The following is a 23,205-nucleotide window of genomic DNA, read 5'->3' as shown; positions in this document are numbered from 1 at the left end:
CCCAGCATGCCACCGGCCCCCGCAGCCGTCAGCCCAACGCGCGCATCCGGTGTATCTCCGCGCTCTGGACGGCCACCACCTCGTTCGCCATCTCCTCGACGGCGCCGTTGTTCCCCTGGGCCAGGGCCTGGCCCGCCATCGTCAGCGCCCCCTCGTGGTGGGCGGTCATCAGCCTGAGGAAGAGCCGGTCGAAGTCGGCGCCGCGGGCGTCCGTCAGCTCCCGCAGCTGCTGTTCGGTGGCCATGCCCGGCATCGCGCCGTGGTCGTGTCCGCCGGGGTCGCCGGCCGGGGCCGGGTAGCGGGCCTGCCACCGCTCCATGGCCCCGATCTCGGGCCCCTGCGCGGCCGCGATCCGCTCGGCGAGCCGTTTGACCCCGTCCGCCGAGGCGCGTTCGGGGGCCAGCGCGCTCATGGTCAGGGCCTGCCGGTGGTGCTCGATCATGCGCCGGACGTAGGACCGGTCGGCGGCGTTGGGGCTGTCGTCGGGCCGCTGCTTCGCCGCCTGCTCGGGGGAGAGGGTCCGGGCGTCCTCGCCCGGTCTGCCCGGGGCGACCACCACGGGCGAGCCGTCGCCGGCGCCGTGCGGGGCGCCGTCACCCGCGGTGCAGCCGGTGAGGGGGAGGAGGAATGAGGCGGCCAGCGCCGCCCCCAGGAATCGGCCGAGTAACGCGTTTGCCATGTCCATGGAAAGGACGATACTGCCGGGGTCCAGGTTCCGCTTCCCCACCGGGAACGGAGCGCAGGGCCCCCACGGGAGGCACAGTGACCTTGCTGCACACCGTCAGAGTGCGCCACCGGAGTCTGGGGGCGGCCCTGGCGGCCGCCGGACTCCTCACTACGCTCCTCGCCGCCGCCGGACCGGCGGCCGCCAGCCCCGACCCCGGCGACGCGTCCCCGGGCGCCGGCTCCCGGCAGGGCGCGGACCTCGCGCCGGGCCGCGAACTCGCCCCCGGGGAGATCCCCGGCCAGGACGAGATCGTGCACAGCGCCAACGTCAAACCCCTGGCCAACATCCCCGACGCCAATCTCAAGGGCATCAACTCCGACCTGGCGTTCCAGGGCGACTACGCCTACGCCGGGAACTACGACGGCTTCACGATCTACGACATCGCCGACCCCGGCGCCCCGAAGACCGTCACCCAGGTGCTCTGCCCCGGCGGCCAGAACGACGTCTCGGTCTCCGGCGACCTGCTCTTCCTGTCCACCGACTCCTCGCGCAGCGACGACTCCTGCAACAGCGTCTCGCAGCCGGCCACGGAGAAGTCCTCCTGGGAGGGCATCAAGATCTTCGACATCAAGGACAAGAAGAACCCCAAGTACATCAAGTCCGTGGAGACGGCCTGCGGATCGCACACCCACACTCTGGTGCCGGGCGGCCGCGACATCTACCTCTACGTCTCCTCGTACTCGCCCAGCGAGGCCTTCCCGGACTGCCAGCCCCCGCACGACGGCATCTCCGTGGTCAAGGTCCCGAAGAAGGACCCGACCAAGGCCGCCGTGGTCGGCTTCCCGGTGCTCTTCCCCGACGGCGGCAACCCGGGTGCGCCCACCAACCCCGGGGTCTCCAAGACCACCGGCTGCCACGACATCACCGTGCTGCCGTCCGAGGACCTGGCCGCGGGCGCCTGCATGGGCGACGGCATCCTCTTCGACATCAGCGAGCCCGAGCACCCGAGGGTCATCGACCGGGTCCAGGACAACGTGAACTTCGCGTTCTGGCACTCGGCGACCTTCAACGAGAGCGCGGACAAGGTGGTGTTCACCGACGAGCTCGGCGGCGGCGGCGCCGCCACCTGCAACGAGGCCACCGGGCCCAACCGGGGCGCCGACGGGATCTACGACATCACCGGCCGCGGCGACCAGCGCAAACTGGTCTTCCGGGGCTACTTCAAGATCCCGCGCCACCAGGCCGACACCGAGAACTGCGTGGCCCACAACGGCTCGCTGGTCCCGGTCGGAGGCGGCCGCGACATCATGGTCCAGGCCTGGTACCAGGGCGGGGTCTCGGTCTGGGACTTCACCGACTCGGCCCGGCCCAAGGAGATCGGCTACTTCGAGCGCGGCCCGCTGACCACCGACCGGCTGGGCCTGGGCGGCTCCTGGTCGGCGTACTACTACAACGGGCACATCTACTCGAACGACATCGTCAAGGGCCTCGACGTGCTCCGGCTCGACGACCGGCGGACCGACAGCGCCAAGCGGGTGCGGATGGACCGGCTCAACGTCCAGAGCCAGCCCGAGTACCACTGACCGCAGTCGGGAGGCTCACGGAGGAATCGTTCCGCCGGGCGGTCCGCCGTCCGGCGGGAACCCCCGTTCCCACTCCAGTCCGTACCGCTGGAACAGCTCGGCCCGCAGCCGCGCCGCCGGCATCGGCGCGCCCGGCAGCAGGACCGCCACCACCGCCCCCATCAGCAGCGCGCGCAGCATCGGGTAGTCGGTGTCCACGTCCGCCGAGCCGTACCGGGTGACGGTCTCCCGGAGCAGCTGCGCGAGCCGCTGCTGCTCCGGGCACTGGATGAAGCCCTCCGCCTGGAGGATCCCCGCCATGTGCGTGCGCATCAGCCGGGGCTGGTCCCGGGCCAGTCCCAGGATCGCGTCGACCGCCCGGGCCAGCCGCTCCCGGCCGTCGTCCGTGCGCGGCTCCCGCTCCAGGGCCTCTTCCAGCGTCAGGTGCATCAGCCGGTGCACGGCCGACTGGAGCAGCTGCCGCTTGCCGGGGAAGTAGTACGACACCAGGCCGCGGGCGGCGCCCGCCCGGTCGGCGATGTCGCCGAGCGTGGTGGCCTCGTAGCCGCGCTCGGCAACCAGTTCGACCGTGGCCTGCAGCAGCCGCTCCCGGGAACGTCTGCGCAATTCTTCATTGACCGAGGCGCTGCGCGGGGACATGCTTACTCCTGCGTTGACTGGCTTCGAGCCAATATACTCAGCGCGAAGCCGTCGGCCCGAGGCGACGCGGGGGATCGCCTCGGGCGGGCGCGCGCGGCGGACCGGATCAGGCCAGCGCGCTGAGTCCCGGTACGAACGCCACCGCCAGCGGTACCGCGGGCAGCAGGGTGGCCAGCGCGGCGAGCCGCAGCCGCCGTCCCGCCGACAGCCGCGGGGTGGCCGACAACAGACGCCTCACCCGCTCCGGCACGTGCGCCTGTGCGGAGGCGGGGCCGAAGACGCCCCGGTCCTCGTTCAGACCGACCAGCGCGAGGGCGATCGTCAGCCGGCCGTAGCGGCGCGAGGCCACGTCGTCGGCGGCCAGCTCCACCAGCCGGTCCATCTCCGCCTCGAACGCCGCGAACACCGGCACCTGCGGGAACCCCCGCGACAGCGCCCGCGAACAGTGCAGCAGCCAGTCGTGCCGGGCCGCCACGTGCCCCTGCTCGTGCGCCAGCACCGCGTCCAGCTGGCTTCCCTTGAGCCGCCCGAGCGCCGCCGTCGTCACCACCAGCCGCGGCGCCGGCCCCGGCTGCCACCAGGCCTCCGGACGCGGGCCCTCCAGCACCACCAGGCGCGCCGCCGCCGGGTCCTCGCCGGGCAGCAGCGGGGCGCGCAGCCGCAGTTCGGCCCCCCGGGCGCGCCGCCGGGCGCGCGCCCGCAGCACCTCCCGGGTCAGCATCGCCGCGGTCCACAGCCCCCCGCAGGCCAGGACCAGGGCGGTCCCGGCGGCCCAGGGCCCGCCCTCCGGGCCCAGCCCGTACGCGTCCACCACCCCGTGCGGGGCCGCGGCGAACAGGCGCCCCCGCACCTCCTGCCAGGCGGCGGCCGCGCTCAGCAGCATCGACAGCCCCAGGCACAGCAACGTCGCGCCCACCACGCACTGCCACACCCACAAGGCCACCACGGGTTCCCGCTCGGGCCACTGGGCGCGGGCCAGCAGCCGGGGCGCGAGGAACGCGGTCAGTGCGCCGAGCAGCAGAAGGGCGGCGGGGACCATCATGTCCGCCAGCCTATGAGCGCCGGGCTACCTACGGGTAGGGGCGGGAGCATTGGTGACGCAGGACACGTTCCGGCGCCCGCCGGGAGCCCGCCGGGCCCCCTCCGGCGGCCCGTCACATGGTCAGCAGCATCGCCAACATCCCCGTCCCCATGGCCAGTCGGCAGGCCCGGACGAGTTCCCCCGCCCCGCCGGCCCCCGCCGCGCCGGCCCCCGCCCCGCCGTCGCCCGCCGTCACGGACAGCACGCCGCCGGACGTCACCAGCCGGGCCCCGCCCAGCAGTACGTAGCCGGCGTAATACAGGAGCAGTACCCCGGTCACCACCGGCAGCCCGGCCCGGCCGTGCACGTGTCCGCCCCCGGCGGTCGTCGAGAGCGCCATGTACGCCATCGCCAGCGTGCCGACCAGGTGGTGCGCGTGGTGCACCCCGCCCCGCAGCAGCCACAGTGCGTGCACCGCGGCCCCGCAGCAGACGGCCAGGAGGACCTGCGGACCCCACGGACCGGTGCCCGAGGGCACGGCCATCGCCGCCATCCCCAGGCCCATCACCGCCTCGCCGGCGGCCATGCCCCGCGCCCGCCGGTCCGCTCTGCGGGCCCGCAGCAGGCAGTACGCACCGCTCACGGCGCAGAGCAGGACCAGCAGCCAGGCGGAGGCGGCGGAGGCGGAGAGGGGCGTCGCGGATCCGTGCACGGCGGAACCTCCCGGTTCGTCGGCGTCACCGGAAGGGATGCCCTGCTCACACCCCCTTCACGCGGGACCGGGTTACGCTCTCTGCGACCCCCGCGTCATGTCATATGCCCATGAGCTGCCGCCGCACCGAACGGAGCGCCCGATGTCCACCGCCCAGCCCGCCGCCCTGAGCTTCCGCAGCGCCGTGGAGGAGGACGTGCCGGCCCTGGTGGCCCTCGTCGAGTCCGCCTACCGCGGGGACGCCAGCCGGGCCGGCTGGACGACCGAGGCCGACTTCCTGGACGGGCAGCGCACCGACCCGAGCGGGGTCGGCGCGATCATCGCGGACCCGGACAGCACGCTCCTCGTCGTCGAGCGCGCCGGCGAGCTCGTCGCCTGCTGCCAGCTCGAACACCGGGGGGACCACGCCTACTTCGGCATGTTCGCCGTACGGCCCGGGCTCCAGGGAGCCGGCCTCGGCAAGGAGGTCATGGCCGAGGCCGAGCGCCGGGCCCGCGAGGACTGGAAGGTCGCGGAGATGCGGATGACCGTGGTGAGCGTACGGGAGGAGCTCATCGCCTACTACGTGCGCCGCGGCTACCGGCGCACCGGCGAGCTGAGCCCCTTCCCGTACGGCGACGAGCGCTTCGGCATCCCGCTCCGCGACGACCTGGCCTTCGAGCTGCTGGTCAAGGCGCTCTGAAGGCCGCGCCCGCGAGAGCGGCCGCGGCCTTCAAGGGGCGCCGGGGGGACCTCAGGCCGTGAACCGGCCCGTGCTGCGGACCTCCGGGAAGTCCGTGGCGGCGCCGTCCAGTTGGAGGGCCCGCGCGAGCCGCAGCAGGTCCAGGCTGTTGACCGTCCAGCCCGTCACCCGCAGCCCCGCCCCGTGCGCCGCCTCCACCGCCTCCAGGCTCAGCCGGCGGACGTCGACCGCGACGGCCGCCGCACCCGCCGCCCGGGCGAGCCCCACCAGTTCGCCGGGGTCGGTCCCGGGCCGCTCCACGCGCAGCGCCGTCCGCACCCCCGGGACCCGCCGGGCGACCTCGGCCAGCACCTGCGCGTCGCCCGAGGCCACCTCCACCCGGGCGGCCAGGTCGTCCCGCAGGAGCAGTTCCACGAGCGCCCCGGCGGCGGCCGGATCCTGCACCGACACCTGGAGCGGGACCCGGACGGCGTCCAGGACCTCCTCCAGGACCGGCACCCGTTCTCCCTGGCCGGCGTCCAGTTCGCGCAGCTCGGCGAGGGTCAGGTCGGCGACGGCGCCCGCGCCGTCCGTGGTGCGGTCCACCTCGGCGTCGTGCAGGACGACGAGGACGCCGTCCTTGCTGAGGCGTACGTCCAGCGCGATGGCGTCCATCCCGCAGCGTTCCGCCCGGATGAACGACCGAAGGGTGTTCTCCGGTTCCACACCCATGACCCCGCGGTGACCGATGGTGAGGAAAGTCAAGGTTCTCTCGCTTCCGTCGACGGCGGCTCCCGGCGCGGTCGCGGTGTCCCGACCGGCCGCGCCCGGTGAGGACGCATGCTAGTGCGCACCGCGCGCGTTGGGACCGGGCGTGCAGGGGCGTGCGGAAGCCTTCCGGCCGCTTCCCGTCAGGGGTGTGGGACCGGCGGCGGGCCCGGGCCGCCCCGTCGCGTCACCCGGGGGTGGGCGCGTCCCCGCCGGCTTGACGCTCCGCCTGCGCGGGGCGGGATCCGGCCCGCCGCCGCGCCTGCGCCAGGTCCGCCAGCAGGGCCTCGCCCAGCTCGAGTTCGGCCAGGTGCCGGCGTTCGGCCCAGCGCAGGGTGAGGGCGGGGAAGGCCCACTCCGGCACGTCCGCCGCGTGCCCCATCGCCTCCCGCACCGCCGCCAGTTCGGCCCGGGTGCGCTCCAGGTGGTCCGCCACCATGGCGCGCAGCCGCTCCGGCTCCGACAGGTGCCCGAGCCAGATCCGCAGCAGCAGCCCGTGCTTGAGCACCGGAGGCCCCGCCTCGGCGGTGTCCGCGGCCCAGCCCGCCAGGGCCGCGCGGCCCGCGTCCGTGATGGCGTAGCGGCGCTTGGCGCGGACCTCTTCCGGCCCCGAGCGCGCGGAGGAGGCGTACCCGAGTTCCTCCAGCCGCCGCAGTTCGGCGTAGATCTGGCTGATGGCGGGCGACCAGTAGAAGAAGCGCAGCGAGGAGTCCGCCCACTTCTTCAGCTCGTACCCGGTGCGTTCGCCGGGGAAGGACAGCAGGCCGAGAACCGCCCATGCGGTCGGCGGAAGGTCTTGCTTCTTCGCAATATGACTACTAGTCATATTCCTAATCGAAGCAAGACCGGGCACGGGACGCATCTCTGGAGGCATCGTGAAATTCTCCGTGATCTTCGAGGCTCAGCTGGCCGACCCCACCGTGGAGCGGGAGCACCAGGTCATCCGCGACTGCGTCGAGCAGGCGGTGTTCGCCGAACGCATGGGATTCGACCGGATCTGGGCCGTCGAGCACCACTCGCTGAAGTGGTACGCCCACATGAGCGCCCCCGAGGTCTTCCTGAGCTGGGTCGCGGCCAGGACGAACACCATACGCATCGGGCACGGCGTCGTGTGCATGCCCTTCGGCTTCAACCACCCGGTGCGCGTGGCGGAACGCGCCGCCATGCTCGACCTGCTCTCCGGCGGCCGGGTGGACCTCGGCGCCGGACGCGGCGGCACTCTCCAGGAGACCTCCCTGTGCGGGGTCGACCGCGACCGGACCGAGGCCGAGGTGGAGGAGGCGCTGCGGATCATCGGCAGCGCCTGGCGGGAGGAGGAACTGGAGTACCACGGCGAGCTGATCGACATCGGCCCCCACCCGGTCCTGCCGCGCCCCGCGCAGGCCCCGCACCCGCCGCTGTTCCTGGCGTGCAGCCGCGCCGAGACCCTGGTGAAGGCCGCCGAGCTGGGCGTCGGGGCCCTGGTCATGGGCTTCGCCGGGCCGGAGTCCATCGCGGGGATGCGGGCCGTCTACGACACGGCGCGCGCGGAGCGCGACGGCAGCCGCTTCGTGTCCGGCGTCGTCAACGACCACTTTTCCGTGCTCTGCCCCACCATCGTGCTGGACGACCCGGGGGAGGCCCGCCGGATCGGCATCCGCGGGCAGCGCTTCTTCGCCCAGGCCATCGGGCACTGGTACGGCGGCGCGGGCGTCCCGGACGAGGCCGTGGTGGCGGGCGCCGACGAGGCGGCGGAGCTGCGCCGGGCCGCCGAGCAGGTGGTGGCCCGCCTCCACGAGCAGGACATCCCCGTACGGCCCGCCTCCACGGCCACCTTCAACGCCGACCACGCCTACGGGAGCGCGGACGAGGCCATCGCGTACGTGGAGCGGCTGCGGGAGGCCGGCGCGGACGAGGTGATGTGCCTGGTCCAGATGGGCACCGTGCCGCAGGAGGCCTGCCTGGAGACCCTGCGCCAGTGGGGCGAGAAGGTCATCCCGCACTTCCGGGCAGGGGTGAACCCCCGGTCCGGCGATTAGCCCGAACGCTACGCCGGTTACTAGGCGGAGTGGTGGATTCCACCGTGAGTAACGGGAAGACTTCCGGTGGAGTGGGGGGTATTGCAGAAAAATTTCCCGAGTTTCCTCTTGAGTGGGGGAGCCTCGCATGCATACGCTGTCTTAACGCGAGGTTCTCCTGTGGAGGAAGTGACATGACGGAAACTCTTGTGCCGGGCATCGGCGGGGCCGTGATAACCGCCGGGGCGCGGGTGGTGGACCACCCGGCGTGGCCCGAGCTCAAGGCCGCCGTGGAGGAGATCCGCCCCTGGCAGGCCAAGGACGGTTCGATCGACTTCGACGCCGAGGGCGCTCCCGCCCGCGCCGAGGTCGAGGCCGCCGTCGAGCGCGTCGTCGCGGCGGTCGAGGTCCTGTCCCCGCTGCTGCCGCACGCCGCCGACTACCACAAGGCGCTCGTCGCCGACCTGCGCAAGTGGGTCGCCGAGGGCTTCGGCGTGCCGGACTTCCTCGACTCCCTGCTGGCCTTTCACCCGGCCGCGCAGCGCGAGGACGGCCTCCAGCACCTCGTCGTCTTCCCGATGTACACCCAGAACGGCAACCCGGACCGCAACTTCGAGGCCGTCGTCCTGAAGATGGTGTGGCCCGAATGGCTCTCCGAGCTGGAGCGCACCCGGTACGACAACCCGCTCTTCCTCGGCATCACCCTCGAGGACTTCACCCCGGGTTACGACACCCACTCCGCGGTGCTCTTCCCGGAGACCATCGCCGTCCGCGAGGCCCCCGAGCGCTTCACCTGGGGCGGCATCTTCTGCGACCGCGAGGCGGCCCGCTACCGCAAGGTCACCGGCGCGGCCGTGGACATCCTGGGCATCGAGCTGCCCGAGGACATCGCCCGCATGGTCGAGGACCAGGAGCGCTGCGAGAAGGCCTTCGTCCTGTGGGACATGGTCCACGACCGCACCCACAGCCACGGCGACCTGCCGTTCGACCCCTTCATGATCAAGCAGCGCCAGCCGTTCTGGATGTACGGCCTGGAGGAGCTGCGCTGCGACCTCACCGCCTTCAAGGAGGCCGTGAAGCTCGAGTCCGAGGGCAACGAGCACGGCCGCGACGTGCAGTACGCCGTCCTCTTCGACCGGATGTTCCGCTTCCCGGTCTCCGGCGACCGCAACCGCAACTACGACGGCCTCGGCGGCCAGCTGCTCTTCGCCTACCTCCACAAGCACGACGTCGTGCGCTGGACGGACAACAAGCTGAAGATCGACTGGATGCGGGCCCCGCAGGTCACCAACCAGCTCTGCGCCGAGATCGAGGACCTGTACCGCGCGGGCATCGACCGCCCCAAGCTGGTCCACTGGTTCAAGGCCTACGAGCTGGTCTCCACCTACCTGGCCCCGCACCCGGGCTCCAAGTGGGCCAAGGGTCCCGACGCCCTCGACCTGACGCAGCCCCCGCGCAAGCTCGTGGACGACGTGCTTCCGGACGAGTTTCCGCTCAGCATGTTCTACGAGGCCCTCGCCAAGAAGCTCAAGGGCGTGATCGCCTCGACGAAGGGCATCACTCCCCAGAACGCCGACGACGCCTCGCGGACCGCCGCGTGAGCACTCGCCCTCAGGAGGCTGCACAGATGAACGGCTCCGGGAACGGCCCGCTCCAGGGAGCGGTGGTAGCTGTGGCCGGGGCCGGCGGCCCCGCCGGCCGCGCCGCCCTGCTCCGCCTTGCCGAGGCGGGCGCCACCGTCGTGGCGTCCGACGCCGACGCCGCGCGCCTGGCCGAGTCGGTGGACGCGGCCCGCTACGCCCACGGCGGCGCCACCGTCATCGGCGACACCGTCGACCTGCTCGACCTGGAGGCCACCAAGGCCTGGGCCGAGCGCACCGAGAAGGAGTTCGGCCGCGTCGACGGCCTGGTCCACCTCGTCGGCGGCTGGCGCGGCAGCAAGACCTTCACCGACGTGGACCTCGCGGACTGGGAACTCCTGGAGAAGCTGCTGATCCGCACCGTCCAGCACACTTCGCTCGCCTTCCACGACGCCCTCGTGCGCAGCGGCCAGGGCCGCTACGTCCTGATCAGCCAGTCCGGCGCGCACAAGCCGGTCGCCAACAACGCCGCGTACAACGCGGGCAAGGCGGCCGCCGAGGCCTGGACCCTGGCCATGGCGGACTCCTTCCGCAAGGTCGGGGGCGAAGAGGGTCCGGCCGCCGCGGCTGCGATCCTGGTGATCAAGGCACTGGTGCACGACGCGATGCGCGCCGAGCGCCCCAATGCGAAGTTCGCGGGCTTCACCGACGTCAAGGAGCTGGCCGAGGCCATCGCCGGCGTTTGGGAGCGGCCCGCCTCCGATGTGAACGGACAGCGTCTGTGGCTCACTCCGCAACCGTGAGAACCGACAACGGCAAGACCGATGCCCGCCGCCACCACGACCCGGCGGTGCGCGGTTTCGCCAGCGACAACTACGCCGGGGTCCACCCGGAGGTGCTCGCGGCCATCGCCCTCGCCAACGAAGGCCACCAGGTCTCCTACGGCGAGGACGACTACACCGAGCACCTCCAGAAGGTGTTCCGCAGCCACTTCGGTCCCTACGCCGAAGCCTTCCCGGTCTTCAACGGCACGGGCGCCAACGTCGTCGCCCTCCAGGCCATGACCGACCGGTGGGGCGCGGTGATCTGCGCCAAGACGGCCCACATCAACGTGGACGAGGGCGGCGCGCCCGAGCGGATGGCCGGCATCAAGCTGCTGGCCGTGCCCACCCCGGACGGGAAGCTCACCCCCGAGCTGATCGACCAGGAGGCTTGGGGCTTCGAGGACGAGCACCGGGCGATGCCCCAGGTCGTCTCGATCACCCAGAACACCGAGCTCGGCACCGTCTACACCCCGGACGAGATCAGGGCCATCTGCGAGCACGCCCACTCCCTGGGCATGAAGGTGCACCTCGACGGCGCCCGGATAGCCAACGCCGCGGCCTCGCTCGACGTTCCCATGCGCACCTTCACCAACACGGTCGGGGTGGACGTGCTGTCGTACGGCGGCACCAAGAACGGCATGATGTTCGGCGAGGCCGTGGTGGTGCTCAACCCGGACGCGGTCCGGCAGATGAAGCACATCCGCAAGATGTCCATGCAGCTGGCCTCCAAGATGCGTTTCGTCTCGGTGCAGCTCGAAGCGCTCCTCGCCAAGGACCTGTGGCTGCGCAACGCCCGCCACGGCAACGCGATGGCCCAGCGGCTCGCCGCGGGCGTGCGCGAGACCGACGGGGTGGAGATCCTCTACCCGGTGCAGGCGAACGCGGTGTTCGCGCGGCTGCCGCACGACGTCACGCGCCGGCTCCAGGAGCGGTACCGCTTCTACTTCTGGGACGAGGCCGCCGGCGACGTCCGCTGGATGTGCAGCTTCGACACGCAGGAGGAGGACGTCGACGGCTTCCTCCAGGCCCTGAAGGAGGAGCTGGCCCGGTAGGCGCCACTCCGCAAAGAGCTGAATATTTATGCCACCGACCGCAAATCTATTGATCTGCGGTCGGTGGCATGCCTAAGCTGCGGATCATGCAACTGATCCAACAGAACCCGGATATTCATGCCTATCTGGCCTCCAGTGAGGCCATCGACCACTGGCATCCCCTGGTACAGGAGACCGCGGACGCCCTCTGGACCTCCACTGGCGATGCATATTCATACGCCGAGGCGGCCTTCGAGTTCGTCCGCGACACCATCCCGCACTCCGCCGACTCCGGCGACCTGCGGGTCTCCTGGCGCGCCTCCGACGTCCTGAGCACCCGCAACGGCATCTGCTACGCGAAGTCCCACGCCCTCGTCGCCCTGCTGCGCGCCCAGGGCATCCCCGCGGGCCTGTGCTACCAGCTGCTCGGCGACCCGCATGCGTGCGGCGACAGCTGCTCCAGTGCGGCCGGGGCCTGCCCCGGGGGGTTCGACCTGGCCGTCCACGGCCTCGTCGCCCTGCGGCTGCCCGGCCGGGAGGACTGGTCCCGGGTCGACCCGCGCGGCAACAAGCCGGGCGTCGACGCCCGGTTCAGCCTCGACGTGGAGCAACTGGCCTTCCCCGTACGCCCGGAGCTCGGCGAGATCGACTACCCCGAGCTGTACGACACCCCGCACCCCGCCGCGCTCAAGGCCCTCCAGGAGTCCGCCGACCGGCCGGCGCTGTGGCGGAACCTTCCGACGTCCCTGTAGCCGGCATCGGCGCCCTCCGCCCGCCCCCCGCCACCAGCAGGTGCAGCGCGGCGGCCGCGAGCTGCAGCACGGCGATCCCGAGCAGCAGCGTCCACGGCGGTGCGGCGGCCGCCAGACCCACCAGGGCGGCCCCCGTGGAAGCCGCCGTCACCTTCAGCCCGGCCCCCAGGGTGAACACCTGCGCCCGCACCGCGCCCGGCGCGTGCTCCGAGCGGATCCGCAGCGTGGCCGTCAGCAGCGGCCCGTCGCACACCCCCGCCGCCGCGAACGCGGCCGCGGCCGGCGCGACCGACGGGGCGAACGCCGCCACCGCGAGCGCCGCACCCGTCCCCGCCATCGCCCAGCGGGCCAGCCGGCCCGGCGCCACCGAGGTCATCCGGCCCAGCGTGAGCGACCCGGCCAGCGCGCCGAGGGCGAAGGCCGTCATCAGCACCCCGCCCGCGCCGGGGCTGCCCAGGGCGCGGGCCAGCAGCACGGAGGTGGTCGTCAGCGCCCCGACGCCGACGAAGGCCAGCGTCGTCGCCGAGGTGATCGCCCGCAGGTCCCGGACCCGCCACAGCGCGGCCAGCCCCGCCCCGAGCCCGGCGCGGGGCGCCTGCGGCCGGGTACCCGCGCCCGGGTCCTCGTGCGGGGCCCCGTGAGGGGTTCCGTTCCCGTACGGCAGGGAGGCGGCCAGGGCGGCGGCCAGCGCCGCCGACAGCGCCAGCACCCCCATCGCGGGCCCCGCCGAGACCGCCGCCCCCGCCAGGCTGACCACCGCGGGGGCCGTCACCGCGGCCGCGTTGTACGTCGAGGCGTCCCAGCCGTACGCCCGGTCCCGCCGCGGCCCCTCCGGCACCAGCCCCGCGACCAGGCTCGACAGCCCGCCCGTCACCACCGGGCCGCACGACCCGCCCAGCACCGCCACCGCCAGCACCACCGCCATCGGGGCCCGCCCGAGCAGCGCCGCCAGCGCGGCCACCGCGACCGTGAACCCCGCCAGCGCGCCCGCGTAGAACAGGCGGGGCCTGCGCGCCCGCGCCGCGGCGGCCCCCGCCAGCGGCGCGGCCAGTACGTGCGGGGCCATCCAGGCGGTCAGCACGAACGCCCCGTGCGCGGCGCTGCCCGTCCGCTCCAGCGCGAGCAGCACCACCGCCATCCCCATTCCCTCGGACGCGAACCGCCCGGCCAGCGCCGCCGCCAGGTACCGCCCGAACCCGCCCATCGGCGGACCCCCTCCCCGTTCGGTAACGTGTTGTGCATCCAAGACGTTACGTCAGACGGATGTAAGGGCAAAGGAGTCCGCGATGGGGGATCCGCCCACGACGGGTGCGGCAGCCGCGGGGTTCTCGGCGGCAGGCCGCCTGATCGAGCTGGCCGAGGCGGTGCGCGCGGACCCCGCCCTGCCCCGCGACGAGCTCGCCACCCTGCTCGCCCGGCACGGGGAGCACCCGGCCGACCTGGCCCCGGAGGCCTTCGGGGAGCCGGAAGCGGCGGAACTGCGCGCCGCGGCCCGCCGGATGGCGCTCGTCATCGCCGAGACCGACGAGGACCGGGTGGCCGAAGCCCTCAACGGGCTGCTGGAGGAGTGCGGCACCCGGCCCCGGCTGACCCGGCACGACGGCCACCCCTGGCACCTGCACGTGGACCGGGGCGACGGAGCCCGCTGGGGGGACTGGCTCCTCGCCTCCGGCGCCCTCGCCCTGGCCCAGCTGCTCACGGAGTACGGCCGCATCGCCTGGGGCGCCTGCGCCGCGCCGGGCTGCGGGCGGCTCTTCCTCGGTACCGGCCCCGGCAGCGCCCGCCGCTACTGCACGCCCACCTGCGCCACCCGCGCCCGGGTCGCCGCCCACCGGCGGCGCAGACGCGAAGCGGCCGCGCCGGGGCGGGGGCCCGGGGCCGCGACCGGCCCGCTTCCTTGACCTGTCAGCCCGCTTCCTTGACCTGTGCGGCCGTGGGCGCGGTCCCGCCGAGGTGGGCCGGCAGCCACCAGGAGTCCTCGGTGCCCTGCGGCTTGGCCGGGTAGGCGGCCTGCGCCGCCTCCAGCAGCTCCTGCACGCGCTCGCGCAGCCGGCGGGTGATGGCCCCCGCGTACTGGTCCTTGGGGGCTTCGATCGGCTCGCCGACCCGCATGGTCACCGGGATGTGGCTGCGCTTGAGGTTCTTCGGGCGGCCCTTGGTCCACAGGCGCTGGGTGCCCCACAGCGCCACCGGGATCAGCGGCACCCCGGCCTCCTGCGCCATCCGCGCGGCGCCCGACTTGAAGCTCTTGAGGGTGAACGACTGGGAGATCGTCGCCTCCGGGAACACGCCGATGATCTCGCCGGAGCGCAGCGAGTCCAGCGCGTGCTGGTAGGCGGACTCGCCCTGCTGCCGGTCCACCGGGATGTGCTTCATCGCGCGCATCAGCGGACCCGACACCTTGTGCCGGAAGACCGACTCCTTGGCCATGAAGCGCACGAGGCGCTTCTGCGGCCGCGCCGTCAGACCGGCGAAGATGAAGTCGAGGTAGCCGATGTGGTTCGACACCAGGACCGCCCCGCCCTTGCGCGGGATGTTCTCGGTGCCCTTCATGTCGATACGGATGTCCAGCGCGCGGAACAGCATGTGCGCGGCGCCGATCACCGGGGGGTAGACGAGCTCAGCCATGGGGAGACCCCGCTTTCTGCCTGGGGAGGTGCTCCCGGCCGGAAGTTACGGAAGCGTAGGTACGCGACCATGGGGATCGTGCCCGAAACGCGGCGCGCTGGCCAGTCCGGACGGCCGCGGACGGGGAGATCCTCGTCACGCGGGGAATGCGCGGCGTGACGGCGGCGCTCGGACAGGGAGAGCCTCCCGGCCGCGGCCGGGGTGGTGCGTACATGGGGACAGGGTAGACAGGAGCGGGCGTGCCCGAACACGAGGAGGCCGCCGGGGCGGCGGCCGGAGCGGGCCGCCTCGGCGCCGCCGAGCTGGGCCGGGAGCCGGGGCGGCGGGCCAGCCTGGTGCAGTTCTCCACCGCCTTCTGCCAGCCCTGCCGGGCCACCCGCAGGATCCTCGCCGAGATCGCCGCCATGGTGGACGGGGTCGAGCACATCGAGATCGACGCCGAACGCAACCTCGCGCTCGTGCGCGCCCTGGGCGTGGAGAAGACCCCGACCGTGTTCGTCCTGGACGGCGCGGGCCGGATCGTGCGGCGGGCCGTCGGGATGCCGCGCAAGGCGGATGTGATCGCCGCCCTGGGGGCGGCGGTGTGAGGCCCGCGCCGGTACGCGCGCCCGCACGCAGCGTGACGCGCCTGACATCTGCCCGCTGCGGCTTGACTGTGTACACGGGAGATCGCCAGGCTGGCGGCATGCGGTACGAACTCCTGCTCCACGGGCGGGTCCATGTGGACCTCGGCCGATGCGCGAGCGCGCGCTGTTGGGATCGCTGAACGCCCCCGACCCCCGATCCCCGAACGCCCTCCCGCGACCCCCGCGGCACAAGGAAGGCCCCCCCCATGACGGCCCCGACGGCCCCGCCCGCGCCCCTCACCGCCGCCCCCTTCGGCGATCCCGGCCGCGACCCGCTGCCAGGTTCGCCCGAACTGCTGCGCTCCGTCTTCCGCCGGCACGCCGCCGGGGTCGCCGTGATCACGGCGCAGAGCGGGGGCCGCCCGGCCGGCTTCACCGCGACCTCGCTCAACTCCGTCTCCGCCGACCCGCCGATGCTCTCGTTCACCATCGGCACCGGGTCCTCCAGCTGGCCGGCCGTTCGGGACACCGACCACCTGGGCGTCCACATACTCGGGGAGCACCAGCGCGAGCTCGCCGGGCTCTTCGCGCGCAGCGGGGCGGACCGTTTCGGGCCGGGCACCGACTGGGTGACCGGTCCGCACGGCGTGCCGCTGCTCGACGGGGTGCTGGCGTGGCTGGTGTGCCGCGTGGTGGCGAGGGTGCCCGCAGGGGAGCATCGTGTGATCATCGCGGAGGCCGTGGCGGGGGACCCCGCCGGCGAGGGCCGGCCCCTGCTGTACCACCAGGGCCGCTTCAACGCGCTGCGCGACTGAATCGTCCCTGCTGGGACCGGTTCGGGCGGCGTTGGCCAGATCACAGTTCAGTGGCCTTGCAACCGGGGAAGACCCACTGTGTACTGACGAGTAACATTCCCTTCGGAGCGGGGCCCGCCCCGACCGGGATCCGCGCCGGAAGGCGCCTATGCTGCCTCCACAAGGCGGTATCAGTAGCGGTATCAGTAAAAGACGATGCGGTAGGAGAGCCGGCGTGAGCCTGAGGATCGTTGTCTGTGTGAAGTACGTGCCCGACGCCACCGGCGACCGGCACTTCGCCGATGACCTGACGGTCGACCGCGACGACGTCGACGGTCTGCTGTCGGAGCTCGACGAGTACGCCGTCGAGCAGGCGCTGCAGATCGCCGACGAGGCCGACGACGCCGAGATCACCGTCCTGACGGTGGGCCCGGAGGACGCCAAGGACGCGCTGCGCAAGGCGCTGTCGATGGGCGCCGACAAGGCCATCCACGTCGAGGACGACGACCTGCACGGCACCGACGTCATCGGCACCTCGCTGGTGCTGGCGAAGGCCGTCGAGAAGGCCGGCTACGACCTGGTCATCACGGGCATGGCCTCGACCGACGGCACCATGGGCGTCCTCCCGGCGATCCTGGCCGAGCGCCTGGGCGTCCCGCAGGTCACCCTGCTCTCCGAGGTCAAGGTCGAGGACGGCACCGTCACGGGCCGCCGCGACGGCGACTCCGCGAGCGAGCAGCTGGTCGCCTCCCTCCCGGCGCTCGTCTCCGTGACGGACCAGTCGGGCGAGGCCCGCTACCCGTCCTTCAAGGGCATCATGGCGGCCAAGAAGAAGCCGGTGGAGTCCTGGGACCTGTCCGACCTGGACCTGGACGCCGAAGAGGTGGGCCTCCAGGGTGCCTACACCGTGGTCGAGTCCGCGGCACAGCGCCCGGCCCGCACCGCCGGCACCGTCGTCAAGGACGAGGGCGAGGGCGGCAAGCAGCTGGCCGAGTTCCTGGCCGGCCAGAAGTTCATCTAGGGGCTCCGGCCTCACCAGTAGCCCCCAGACACCTCGTAAAGCAGGAGAGCAGTCCCATGGCTGAAGTTCTCGTCTACGTCGACCACGTGGACGGTGCCGTCCGCAAGCCCACCCTCGAGCTGCTGACGCTGGCCCGCCGCGTCGGCGAGCCCGTCGCCGTCGCCCTGGGCGCCGGTGCCGAGGCCACCGCCGCCGTGCTCGCCGAGCACGGTGCCGTCAAGGTCCTCACCGCCGACGCCCCGGAGTTCGCCGACTACCTGGTCGTCCCCAAGGTCGACGCCCTGCAGGCCGCCTACGACGCGGCGTCCGCCGGGGGCTCCCTGGCCGCCGTGCTCGTCCCGTCCTCCGCCGAGGGCAAGGAGATCGCCGCGCGCCTCGCCGTGCGCATCGGCTCCGGCATCATCACCGACGCCATCGACCTGGAGGCCGGTGACGAGGGTCCGGTCGCGACGCAGGCCGCCTTCGCCGCGTCGTTCACCACCAAGTCCCGCGTGTCCAAGGGCACCCCGGTCATCACCGTGAAGCCGAACTCGGCCCCGGTCGAGGCCGCCCCGGCCGCCGGTGCCGTCGAGGCGCTCGCCGTCACCTTCGGCGCCCTGGCCACCGGTACCAAGGTCGTCTCCCGCACCCCGCGCGAGTCCACGGGCCGCCCGGAGCTGACCGAGGCCGCGATCGTCGTCTCCGGCGGCCGCGGCGTCAACGGCGCGGAGAACTTCCACCTCATCGAGGAGCTGGCGGACTCCCTCGGTGCGGCGGTCGGCGCCTCCCGCGCCGCCGTCGACGCCGGCTGGTACCCGCACACCAACCAGGTCGGCCAGACCGGCAAGTCGGTCTCCCCGCAGCTGTACATCGCCGCCGGCATCTCCGGCGCGATCCAGCACCGGGCCGGCATGCAGACGTCGAAGACCATCGTGGCCGTCAACAAGGACGCCGAGGCCCCGATCTTCGACCTGGTCGACTACGGCGTGGTCGGCGACCTCTTCGAGGTCGTCCCGCAGCTGACGGGCGAGATCAAGGCGCGCAAGGGCTAATCCCGACCTGCCGTTTCCGCTGCCTCCGGGGCCGTGTGGTGATTGTCACCGCACGGCCCCGAGTCGTTCGTCCCAGGCGGCGGAGGGACCATTGACTGAGCGGAACCCCGTGACTAAATTCTGCTATGCGGATCTAGGCTTCCGTGAAGCGGAAAAGAGGAGAGTGCACGATGGGTCAGCAGGAGAAGGTGGCGACGAGCCTCGCAGGCGCGGTCAGCGAGGGCATCAGCGCCTCCCTCGCGCCGGTGGACGCGGAACTCGCGCGCCACTACCCGGGCGACCCCGGCACCCGCCAGCCGATCCACACGGTCTACGTACCCGGCGACGTCTTCGCCGCCGACACCATCCGCTCCTGGGGCGACCAGGCCCTCGCGGCCCTGGACGAGCACGCCCCCGACGCGGCCACCTTCGCGAAGGTGCTCGGCATCTCCGACGAACTGGCCGTCCCGGTCTACGACCGCGTCCGCGCCAAGCTCGCCTCCGAGCCCATCGAGGACCTCCGCGTGGACTTCGAGGACGGCTTCGGCGTCCGCTCCGACGAGGAGGAGGACCAGGCCGCGGCCCGCGCCGCCCGCCTCGTCTCGGAGGCCTTCGCCAACGGCACGAACGCCCCCTACATGGGCATCCGCATGAAGTGCATGGAGTCCAACGTCCGCGACCGCGGCATCCGCACCACCGACGTCTTCCTCTCCGGCCTGCTTGAGCACGGCGGCCTGCCCGAGGGTCTTGTCCTGACCCTGCCCAAGGTCACCTACGCCGAGCAGGTCAGCGCCTTCGTCAAGCTGCTGGAGGCCTTCGAGACCACCCGCGGCCTGCGCCCCGGCCGGATCGGCTTCGAGATCCAGATCGAGACCAGCCAGTCCATCCTGGCCTCCGACGGCACCGCCACCGTCGCCCGGATGATCGAGGCCGCCAAGGGCCGCGCCACCGGCCTGCACTACGGCACCTTCGACTACAGCGCCTGCGTCGGCGTCTCCGCCGCCTACCAGGCCAGCGACCACCCCGCCGCCGACCACGCGAAGGCGATCATGCAGGTCGCGGCCGCCGGCACCGGCGTACGCGTCTCCGACGGCTCGACGAACGTCAAGCCCGTCGGCACCACCGAGCAGGTCCACGAGGCCTGGCGGCTCCACTACGGCCTGACCCGCCGCGCCCTGGCCCGCGCCTACTACCAGGGCTGGGACATGCACCCGGCCCACCTGCCGACCCGCTACGCGGCGGTCTTCACCTTCTACCGCGAGGGCCTCGAGGCCGCGGCGGCGCGCCTGAAGGCGTACGTGGCGAAGATCGAGGGCGACGTGATGGACGAACCCGCCACCGCCAAGGCCCTGGCCGGCTACCTGGTCCGCGGCCTCGACTGCGGCGCGGTGGGCCCCGAGGAGGTCACCGCCCTGACCGGCCTGACCCGCTCCGAACTGGACGCCTTCGCCATCCCCCGCCGCTCGGCCACCCTGACGGCAACCGCCTGACCCACCCGTGCCGACGGCCCGCCCCCGGATCACCGGGGGCGGGCCGTCGGCGTGTGCGGGGCCGGCAGGAGCCAGCAGCGCAGGGTGCCGTCGTCCCCGGCGGAGGCCAGCAGGCTCGCGTCGGGGGCGAAGGCGACACCCCGGACCGCACCCGTGTGTCCGGTCAGCGGCAGGTCGGTGGCGGCCTCACCCGTGGCGGTGTCCCAGAGCTGCACGGTGCCGTCCGAGCCCGCACTGGCGAGCCGGTGCCCCTGCGGGGAGAACGCCAGGTCGCACACTGCTCCGGTGTGCCCGGATAGGTGGCGGCCGGGGCCCTCGGGGGTGCTCATGTCCCACAGCACGATGTGTCCGCCGGCGTCGCCGGTCGCCAGCAGCCGGCCGTCCGGGGAGAAGGCCACGGCGCCGGCGCTGCTGAGGTGGGCCTCCAGCTCCAGGCCGCCGCTTTCCGGGGCCGCCGGATCCCACCGCGCCGCCCGCTCGCCGATCGCGGCGGCCAGCCCGCTCCTGGCCGGGACGCCGTCTGCGGAGAGGTCCGGCCCCGATGGCGAGGCCAGGGTTTCGGGCAGCCGGACGCGCGCCGCCGGGTCCCAGGTGAGGATCAGGCCGTCCTCGGTGCGGACCCGGAGACGGCTGCCGTCGGGCGAGAAGGCCAGCCGGCGCAGGGCAACCCCGGTTTCCGACGCCAGGGGAGGCAGGGCCACGGCCCGGTGCTTGCGCAGGGCGCTGTCGAGGGCCCGTGCCGCCAGCGGCAGGGGAGTCGGGGGTTCCTCGTCCGGTTTCGCGCGGTACACCACGAGGGTGTCGGCCTCGCCGCAGAGAGCGAGCATGCGGCCGTCGGGGGACATGGCCAACCGGTCGAACGGACCCTTGTACTCCGCCAGGGGCGGGCCCAGGAGCGCCCCGGTCGAAGGGTCCCAGAGCCGTACGGTGCCGTGGTCGCTCGTGGTGGCCAGTAGGCGGCTGTCCCGGGAGAACGCCATGGTGGCCCCACTGTCGGCTGCCTCGGGCAGCCTGCGCGCGAGGGTGCTGGTCGAGGTGGACCACAGCAGGGTCTCGTGGTCGTAGGTCGTGGCCAACAGGGCGCCGTCAGGGGAGAACGTGGCCTCGACGGGTCCGTCGATGTTGTCGATGAGAGGTCTGCCGGCACTCGCAGCGCTCGCGAGATCCCACAGACGCAGTGTGTGCTTGGTCCTGAGCGCGGCCAGGATGCTGCCATCGGGGCGGCAGAACATCGCCTCGATCTCGCCGAACAGAGGTGATTCGGCAGGCTCTCCGGTCGTGATGTCCCATCGGTGGACGATCTCGTCGTCGGCAGTGACCAGGGTCCGGCCGTCCGCCGCGAAGACGACCACGTCGACGGAGCGGCCGTGGCCGAGCAGGGGCGCTCCTACCCGTGCGAAGGTCGCGGTGTCCCACAAGGTCACCGCGCCCTCGCAGTCTCCAACGGCCAGGAGGTGGCCGCCGGGGGAGAACGCCAGCGAGAAGGCAAGGGGTCTGTCCGCGAGCTCACCGACGGCCACTCCCCGGACGGGATCCCACAGTTGGACCACTGCCTCGTCCTCGTGTGATCCGGACACGGCGAGGAGCCGGCCGTCGGGAGAGAAGGCCGCGCACCAGTTGTTGTCCGCCCGCGTGGTGAGCACGTGCGCCAGCGTGAACCTGCTCCTGTAGGCGGGGACGGGTGCGCGCTCCTGCGTCACGACCGCTGCGGGTGCCGGTGAGCGCCGCAGCGGTGCCAGGGCGGCCAGGTCGCGCCAGCGGCGGCGCCAGTGCTCCAACTCGGGGGAGTTGTGGGGCGGGACGGGCCGCTCCTGGCCGAACTCGTCGTAGGAGAGGAGGATCCGGACCAGGCCCATCAGGCTGTCCAGCCTCGGAAGGCCGTCCCCGCGGAAAGCGTCGCTCTGGGTGGACACCGGAAGCCGGATCCCGGTCTTGGACTTCGCCGCACGGGCGGTGAGTTCGCGGTACGACCGGTTGCCCCGGTCGAGCCGCAGCCGCCGCAAGTCCGCCGCGAACGACTCCAGTTCTTCGCTGAATGCACGCACGCTGTCCATCACCGCACAGGTTACGGCCGGGCTGCGCGCGTCGCCGGACGATCCCGGACAGTGCCGGTCAGCACCGGTGTCCGGCGGTGTCCGGAGGCGGTCCGGGATCGTCCGGTGGGGGCGGCGTGCCGGCGTGCGGGGCGGTGGAATCGGGGCATGACCACACCCCCGGACACAGATCCGCCCTTCCTGACCCTGCACGCCGCCGTCGTGCTCCTCTGCGCCCTGTTCGCCGGGCTCGTCACCGGCGGGCTGAGCTACCTGGGCGGGATGCCGCCCGCTCTGGCCGTTCTCGCCGGGCTCACCGCCGCCTGCGGGGCCGTGCCCGGGTTGCGGGGGGTCATCCGGTGAACGGGGGGAGTTCGCCCGAGCCGCGGGGGATCAGGCGGGTCGGCAGGACGGTGCGGGTCGGGGGGAGGGCCGTGCCCGACAGGCGTTGGAAGAGGCGGTCCGTGGCCACCCGGCCCAGGGCCGCCGGGTCCTGGGCGATCACCGTGACCCCGGGGCGCAGCAGGTCGGCCAGTTCGAAGTCGTCGAAGCCGACCAGCGCCACGGGCCGGGGGAGGGCCGCGAGGACCCGTACGACGGTGACGGTGACCCGGTTGTTGCCGGCGAAGACGGCCGTCACCGGCTCCGGGCCCGCCAGCATCGCCCCGGCCGCCGCCGCCACCCGTTCCGGGGCCGTCGAGCCGAGGGAGACCCAGGATCCGGACACCGGCAGGCCCGCACCCGCCATCGCCTCGCGGTAGCCGCGCAGGCGTTCCGTGGCGGTGTGGATGCGGGGGTGGTCCCCGATGAAGCCGATCCGCCGGTGCCCGGCGGCGATCAGGTGGGCCACCCCGTCCCGGGCGCCGCCGAAGCTGTCCGACATCACCACGTCCGCCTCGATCCCGCCCGCCGGGCGGTCCACGAACACCGTGGCCACCCCGGCCCGGATCTCCGGCTCCAGGTAGCGGTGGTCGTCGCCGGCCGGGATCACGATCAGGCCGTCCACCCGGCGGGCGCACAGTGCGAGCGCCAACTCCCGTTCCCGGTCCGGATCTTCGGCACTGGAGCCGTTGATCAGCAGGGCGCCGTGGGTGCGCGCCACCTCCTCGACGGCCCGGTTGAGGGGACCGTAGAAGGGATCGGCCAGGTCCTCCAGGACCAGGCCGACGGTGGCGGTCCGGCCCTTGCGCAGGACGCGGGCGCTGTCGTTGCGCCGGAAGCCGAGGGCGTCGATGGCGTCCTGGACCCGCCGTTCGGTGTCCGGGGTCACCCCCGGCTCGCCGTTGACGACCCGGGACACCGTCTTCAGGCCGACGCCCGCCCGGGCCGCCACGTCCTTCATGGTCGGCCGGGTGCCGTAACGGGGTTCGGACGGGGGGCGGTTCTGCGGCACGGCGGGAAGACCTCCGGAGGCGGGGCGGCGGGGCG

At 73.1% G+C, this 23,205-nt stretch carries 24 protein-coding genes; 14 read left to right on the top strand and 10 right to left on the bottom strand.

Annotated features, from left to right (window positions below):
* Window positions 1-28: 28 nt before the first annotated feature.
* The gene (locus BX286_RS05940) at window positions 29-685 is read right to left on the bottom strand and encodes a DUF305 domain-containing protein (protein ID WP_100865279.1); all 657 of its coding nucleotides are present in this window, start codon (window positions 683-685) and stop codon (window positions 29-31) included.
* Between the two features lie 77 nt (window positions 686-762).
* Here BX286_RS05940 and BX286_RS05935 point away from each other — a divergent pair, with 77 nt between their 5' ends.
* The gene (locus BX286_RS05935; RefSeq protein WP_079424411.1) at window positions 763-2,250 is read left to right on the top strand and encodes an LVIVD repeat-containing protein; all 1,488 of its coding nucleotides are present in this window, start codon (window positions 763-765) and stop codon (window positions 2,248-2,250) included.
* A 15-nt stretch (window positions 2,251-2,265) separates the two neighbouring features.
* Here BX286_RS05935 and BX286_RS05930 read toward each other — a convergent pair whose 3' ends face one another.
* The 3 genes from BX286_RS05930 to BX286_RS05920 form a co-directional block, all read right to left on the bottom strand.
* Window positions 2,266-2,889, bottom strand: coding sequence for a TetR/AcrR family transcriptional regulator (locus BX286_RS05930; RefSeq protein WP_079424409.1), 624 nt, complete (start codon window positions 2,887-2,889; stop codon window positions 2,266-2,268).
* A 106-nt stretch (window positions 2,890-2,995) separates the two neighbouring features.
* Entirely contained in the window at window positions 2,996-3,931 is a 936-nt protein-coding gene (locus tag BX286_RS05925; RefSeq protein ID WP_121014680.1) for a M56 family metallopeptidase, read from the bottom strand.
* 112 nt (window positions 3,932-4,043) lie between these two features.
* Window positions 4,044-4,622, bottom strand: coding sequence for a DUF5134 domain-containing protein (locus BX286_RS05920; RefSeq protein ID WP_121014679.1), 579 nt, complete (start codon window positions 4,620-4,622; stop codon window positions 4,044-4,046).
* 142 nt (window positions 4,623-4,764) lie between these two features.
* On the opposite strand from BX286_RS05920, the gene BX286_RS05915 reads away from it, so the two are divergent.
* Entirely contained in the window at window positions 4,765-5,304 is a 540-nt protein-coding gene (locus BX286_RS05915) for a GNAT family N-acetyltransferase (RefSeq protein WP_079424403.1), read from the top strand.
* A 51-nt stretch (window positions 5,305-5,355) separates the two neighbouring features.
* On the opposite strand, the gene BX286_RS05910 is transcribed toward BX286_RS05915, so the two are convergent.
* Complete coding sequence (locus tag BX286_RS05910) at window positions 5,356-6,048, bottom strand: glycerophosphodiester phosphodiesterase family protein (protein ID WP_079424401.1); 693 nt, start codon at window positions 6,046-6,048, stop codon at window positions 5,356-5,358.
* A gap of 190 nt (window positions 6,049-6,238) precedes the next feature.
* A complete protein-coding gene (locus BX286_RS05905; RefSeq protein WP_237292638.1) occupies window positions 6,239-6,877 on the bottom strand; it encodes a PadR family transcriptional regulator in 639 nt (212 codons plus the stop codon).
* Between the two features lie 49 nt (window positions 6,878-6,926).
* Here BX286_RS05905 and BX286_RS05900 point away from each other — a divergent pair, with 49 nt between their 5' ends.
* The 5 genes from BX286_RS05900 (at window position 6,927) to BX286_RS05880 (ending at window position 12,235) form a co-directional block, all read left to right on the top strand.
* Complete coding sequence (locus tag BX286_RS05900; protein ID WP_121014678.1) at window positions 6,927-8,069, top strand: LLM class flavin-dependent oxidoreductase; 1,143 nt, start codon at window positions 6,927-6,929, stop codon at window positions 8,067-8,069.
* Between the two features lie 173 nt (window positions 8,070-8,242).
* Window positions 8,243-9,649 (top strand): DUF6421 family protein, encoded by a 1,407-nt coding sequence (locus BX286_RS05895; protein ID WP_079424396.1) that lies wholly within the window; start codon window positions 8,243-8,245, stop codon window positions 9,647-9,649.
* Between the two features lie 26 nt (window positions 9,650-9,675).
* Window positions 9,676-10,431 carry an SDR family oxidoreductase gene (locus BX286_RS05890; protein ID WP_079424394.1) on the top strand — a complete coding sequence of 252 codons (756 nt, stop codon included), beginning with the start codon at window positions 9,676-9,678 and terminating at the stop codon, window positions 10,429-10,431.
* Window positions 10,410-11,504, top strand: coding sequence for a threonine aldolase family protein (locus BX286_RS05885; RefSeq protein WP_398898238.1), 1,095 nt, complete (start codon window positions 10,410-10,412; stop codon window positions 11,502-11,504). The genes BX286_RS05890 and BX286_RS05885 overlap by 22 nt, the downstream gene beginning before the upstream one ends.
* Before the next feature lie 86 nt (window positions 11,505-11,590).
* Window positions 11,591-12,235: a transglutaminase family protein gene (locus BX286_RS05880; protein WP_079424391.1), complete on the top strand. Its 645-nt coding sequence runs from the start codon at window positions 11,591-11,593 to the stop codon at window positions 12,233-12,235.
* Here BX286_RS05880 and BX286_RS05875 read toward each other — a convergent pair.
* Window positions 12,171-13,439, bottom strand: coding sequence for an MFS transporter (locus BX286_RS05875; protein WP_121014676.1), 1,269 nt, complete (start codon window positions 13,437-13,439; stop codon window positions 12,171-12,173). The genes BX286_RS05880 and BX286_RS05875 overlap by 65 nt on opposite strands.
* 82 nt (window positions 13,440-13,521) lie before the next feature.
* Here BX286_RS05875 and BX286_RS05870 point away from each other — a divergent pair, with 82 nt between their 5' ends.
* The gene (locus BX286_RS05870) at window positions 13,522-14,136 is read left to right on the top strand and encodes a CGNR zinc finger domain-containing protein (protein WP_121014675.1); all 615 of its coding nucleotides are present in this window, start codon (window positions 13,522-13,524) and stop codon (window positions 14,134-14,136) included.
* 4 nt (window positions 14,137-14,140) lie between these two features.
* Here the strand turns inward: BX286_RS05870 and BX286_RS05865 are convergent, their stop codons facing one another.
* On the bottom strand, window positions 14,141-14,863 hold the full coding sequence (locus BX286_RS05865) for a 1-acyl-sn-glycerol-3-phosphate acyltransferase (RefSeq protein WP_100865288.1): 723 nt from the start codon (window positions 14,861-14,863) through the stop codon (window positions 14,141-14,143).
* 239 nt (window positions 14,864-15,102) lie between these two features.
* On the opposite strand from BX286_RS05865, the gene BX286_RS05860 reads away from it, so the two are divergent.
* The 5 genes from BX286_RS05860 to BX286_RS05840 all read left to right on the top strand — a co-directional run bounded on the left by BX286_RS05860 (window position 15,103) and on the right by BX286_RS05840 (window position 19,744).
* Window positions 15,103-15,450, top strand: a complete 348-nt coding sequence (locus BX286_RS05860; protein ID WP_121014674.1) for a thioredoxin family protein — start codon at window positions 15,103-15,105, stop codon at window positions 15,448-15,450.
* Window positions 15,451-15,695: 245 nt separating this feature from the next.
* Window positions 15,696-16,244, top strand: a complete 549-nt coding sequence (locus tag BX286_RS05855; RefSeq protein ID WP_237292636.1) for a flavin reductase family protein — start codon at window positions 15,696-15,698, stop codon at window positions 16,242-16,244.
* A gap of 214 nt (window positions 16,245-16,458) precedes the next feature.
* Window positions 16,459-17,244 (top strand): electron transfer flavoprotein subunit beta/FixA family protein, encoded by a 786-nt coding sequence (locus BX286_RS05850; protein WP_079424382.1) that lies wholly within the window; start codon window positions 16,459-16,461, stop codon window positions 17,242-17,244.
* 56 nt (window positions 17,245-17,300) lie between these two features.
* On the top strand, window positions 17,301-18,275 hold the full coding sequence (locus BX286_RS05845; protein ID WP_079424380.1) for an electron transfer flavoprotein subunit alpha/FixB family protein: 975 nt from the start codon (window positions 17,301-17,303) through the stop codon (window positions 18,273-18,275).
* Window positions 18,276-18,445: 170 nt separating this feature from the next.
* On the top strand, window positions 18,446-19,744 hold the full coding sequence (locus BX286_RS05840) for a DUF6986 family protein (RefSeq protein ID WP_121014673.1): 1,299 nt from the start codon (window positions 18,446-18,448) through the stop codon (window positions 19,742-19,744).
* Window positions 19,745-19,773: 29 nt separating this feature from the next.
* Here the strand turns inward: BX286_RS05840 and BX286_RS05835 are convergent, their stop codons facing one another.
* Window positions 19,774-21,798: a WD40 repeat domain-containing protein gene (locus tag BX286_RS05835; RefSeq protein WP_079424377.1), complete on the bottom strand. Its 2,025-nt coding sequence runs from the start codon at window positions 21,796-21,798 to the stop codon at window positions 19,774-19,776.
* Between the two features lie 147 nt (window positions 21,799-21,945).
* On the opposite strand from BX286_RS05835, the gene BX286_RS05830 reads away from it, so the two are divergent.
* Complete coding sequence (locus BX286_RS05830; RefSeq protein ID WP_079424375.1) at window positions 21,946-22,140, top strand: hypothetical protein; 195 nt, start codon at window positions 21,946-21,948, stop codon at window positions 22,138-22,140.
* Here BX286_RS05830 and BX286_RS05825 read toward each other — a convergent pair.
* Window positions 22,130-23,119: a LacI family DNA-binding transcriptional regulator gene (locus tag BX286_RS05825; protein ID WP_261993617.1), complete on the bottom strand. Its 990-nt coding sequence runs from the start codon at window positions 23,117-23,119 to the stop codon at window positions 22,130-22,132. The genes BX286_RS05830 and BX286_RS05825 overlap by 11 nt on opposite strands.
* Window positions 23,120-23,205: the final 86 nt, after the last annotated feature.

This window comes from Streptomyces sp. 3211.6, from assembly GCF_003634815.1.
Classification (GTDB): domain Bacteria; phylum Actinomycetota; class Actinomycetes; order Streptomycetales; family Streptomycetaceae; genus Streptomyces; species Streptomyces katrae_A.
The sequence above is the reverse complement of the archived record's forward strand: the minus strand, read 5'-3'. Positions and strand labels throughout refer to the sequence as shown.

Coding starts and splice junctions, on each gene's coding strand:
- BX286_RS05940 (WP_100865279.1), bottom strand. CDS start 685: ATGGACATGGCAAACGCGTTACTCGGCCGATTCCTGGGGGCGGCGCTG.
- BX286_RS05930 (WP_079424409.1), bottom strand. CDS start 2,889: ATGTCCCCGCGCAGCGCCTCGGTCAATGAAGAATTGCGCAGACGTTCC.
- BX286_RS05925 (WP_121014680.1), bottom strand. CDS start 3,931: ATGATGGTCCCCGCCGCCCTTCTGCTGCTCGGCGCACTGACCGCGTTC.
- BX286_RS05915 (WP_079424403.1), top strand. CDS start 4,765: ATGTCCACCGCCCAGCCCGCCGCCCTGAGCTTCCGCAGCGCCGTGGAG.
- BX286_RS05905 (WP_237292638.1), bottom strand. CDS start 6,877: ATGACTAGTAGTCATATTGCGAAGAAGCAAGACCTTCCGCCGACCGCA.
- BX286_RS05895 (WP_079424396.1), top strand. CDS start 8,243: ATGACGGAAACTCTTGTGCCGGGCATCGGCGGGGCCGTGATAACCGCC.
- BX286_RS05890 (WP_079424394.1), top strand. CDS start 9,676: ATGAACGGCTCCGGGAACGGCCCGCTCCAGGGAGCGGTGGTAGCTGTG.
- BX286_RS05880 (WP_079424391.1), top strand. CDS start 11,591: ATGCAACTGATCCAACAGAACCCGGATATTCATGCCTATCTGGCCTCC.
- BX286_RS05875 (WP_121014676.1), bottom strand. CDS start 13,439: ATGGGCGGGTTCGGGCGGTACCTGGCGGCGGCGCTGGCCGGGCGGTTC.
- BX286_RS05870 (WP_121014675.1), top strand. CDS start 13,522: ATGGGGGATCCGCCCACGACGGGTGCGGCAGCCGCGGGGTTCTCGGCG.
- BX286_RS05865 (WP_100865288.1), bottom strand. CDS start 14,863: ATGGCTGAGCTCGTCTACCCCCCGGTGATCGGCGCCGCGCACATGCTG.
- BX286_RS05855 (WP_237292636.1), top strand. CDS start 15,696: ATGACGGCCCCGACGGCCCCGCCCGCGCCCCTCACCGCCGCCCCCTTC.
- BX286_RS05845 (WP_079424380.1), top strand. CDS start 17,301: ATGGCTGAAGTTCTCGTCTACGTCGACCACGTGGACGGTGCCGTCCGC.
- BX286_RS05840 (WP_121014673.1), top strand. CDS start 18,446: ATGGGTCAGCAGGAGAAGGTGGCGACGAGCCTCGCAGGCGCGGTCAGC.
- BX286_RS05835 (WP_079424377.1), bottom strand. CDS start 21,798: ATGGACAGCGTGCGTGCATTCAGCGAAGAACTGGAGTCGTTCGCGGCG.
- BX286_RS05830 (WP_079424375.1), top strand. CDS start 21,946: ATGACCACACCCCCGGACACAGATCCGCCCTTCCTGACCCTGCACGCC.
- BX286_RS05825 (WP_261993617.1), bottom strand. CDS start 23,119: ATGAAGGACGTGGCGGCCCGGGCGGGCGTCGGCCTGAAGACGGTGTCC.